The sequence below is a fragment of the Arsenophonus nasoniae DSM 15247 genome, from assembly GCF_000429565.1.
GTDB classification, from domain to species: Bacteria; Pseudomonadota; Gammaproteobacteria; order Enterobacterales; family Enterobacteriaceae; genus Arsenophonus; species Arsenophonus nasoniae.
The window spans coordinates 1-1,641 of sequence record NZ_AUCC01000219.1; the positions used below are offsets into that span (position 1 = coordinate 1).

Annotated in this window: 3 protein-coding genes; 2 read left to right on the forward strand and 1 reads right to left on the reverse strand. The window is 35.3% G+C overall.

What is annotated here, in order from left to right; genetic code table 11:
• Positions 1–559: 559 nt before the first annotated feature.
• On the reverse strand, positions 560–967 hold the full coding sequence (locus G468_RS0117665; protein ID WP_034250486.1) for a helix-turn-helix domain-containing protein: 408 nt from the start codon (positions 965–967) through the stop codon (positions 560–562).
• Positions 968–1,050: 83 nt separating this feature from the next.
• Here G468_RS0117665 and G468_RS0117670 point away from each other — a divergent pair, with 83 nt between their 5' ends.
• Both G468_RS0117670 and G468_RS22695 read left to right on the forward strand, forming a co-directional pair.
• On the forward strand, positions 1,051–1,233 hold the full coding sequence (locus G468_RS0117670) for a Cro/CI family transcriptional regulator (RefSeq protein WP_026824112.1): 183 nt from the start codon (positions 1,051–1,053) through the stop codon (positions 1,231–1,233).
• Positions 1,234–1,342: 109 nt separating this feature from the next.
• Positions 1,343–1,641, forward strand: a 299-nt coding sequence (locus G468_RS22695) for a CII family transcriptional regulator (protein WP_051297201.1), incomplete at its 3' end; no start/stop codon positions are given.

Below are 1,641 nucleotides of genomic sequence, written 5' to 3' on the forward strand. Positions count from 1 at the left end.
AGATACCCACTAACTAAAAACACAGTACTAACCGCTTTTTGTTCAAAGCGCCTAAATTCATAGGTGCTTTTTACATTCGTCATATCTTAAATCCTCGGCTTAACTGTCGTCACTTGCCTTCATGTTCGTACGCCTCAGGCTGGCTACTTGGCAACGTCTGGCACAGTTTCAGATAACTCGTGGTATTGTCTGTCGTCTGCCTGTTGCAGTGAGTTGATGAATATAAATTTAAGTTATCTTAATGAAAAAGTCAACATTAAACTAAAGATAACTTAAATAATAAGGTAAAATTTTTAATATAAATTTATAACGTGATGATTTTTAGAATAATTGTTTTTTCAGCGATAAAAAGGATTGTTAAAAAAAGAGGAAGGTTAAAGCTGAGGAACTTCTTAGGAGAAAGGTGAGAGGGCAATAAAAAACCCTCGGGGTAGCATTCAGTTATTTGCTATCGTTTGGTGTGGTATTTTGTTGAGCTGGTTGTTGCTCATCTTTATCTCCTAAATGAACATGGTAAAATAACATTATTTACTTTATAAATATCAATCAATTATCATTCTCACGATGCTCTTTTTGACTTCTTCTCTTTTTCTTTCATTTCTTTATAGATTCGTTCAAGATTAGCCCGAGTCTCAGTAATCTCTTTCAGATAATTTTTTTGTTCATCTTCTGTTAATGCATTGAACATTTCTAGAAGATTTTCTTCTCTTTTGGTTAGCCTGCTATATTTATAAGTATCATTATCACATCTAATAGGTTTTTCTGAAGTTGTACCTCTAAGTATATACTCAGCAGTGCACATTAACGCATCTGCTAAAGACAGCAAGTTGTCTCCCTTTGGTTCAGTTTCTTCTTTCTCCCATTGGGAAATTGCAACGTGAGAAACCCCAACTCTTTTCCCAAGCTGTTTTTGAGTGAGCTCAAGCTCTTTACGGCGCAGTCTAATGCGTTCACCAATCGATTTCATTTCCATAATTAAGTAATCTTAATTCCTCTTGACTTAAGTTTCCTTTAAAATGATAATTAAAGTATTCTTTAATGGAGGTGTTAATGCTAAAAGATGAGGTCGTGAATTTTTTTGGTTCTCATCGAGAAATCGCATTGAAATTAATGATTTCTGATTCAGCTGTTTCTCAATGGAGAACAATTATTCCTGAAAGATCCGCTCTAAAATTGGAGCGCATCACTAAAGGAAAATTAAAATACAGAACTGAGTTTTATAGAAAAAAATAAAATTATTGCTCTTTAACAACTTGGCCTCCCTGAAATTGGGAGATTTATAAATTCCCAGCCCATCGGGAGGGATAACTATTATCTGAAACTTATGGAATTAAGTATAGACATGGAAACTACGATTACACGCAAATCAAATGCAAAAAACATTGAAGCTAGAATACGTAATGGCATTCAGGCACATTCAGCAATAAGAATTGCTCAGGCTATTGGCGTCAATCCATCTCAAATCACGAGATGGCAGTCAGAGGATGGGATAATTCCGAAGATGGCAAAACTGCTTGATTGCATTGGCTACGATTCACCGAAGCAGGATTTAGTCATAACAAATATCTCAGGTGAAGAGATACGCCAGCTGATAGATATGCTGGAGCATTTGAGATTGCCAAAAAAAGAAGCTCCAGAGTT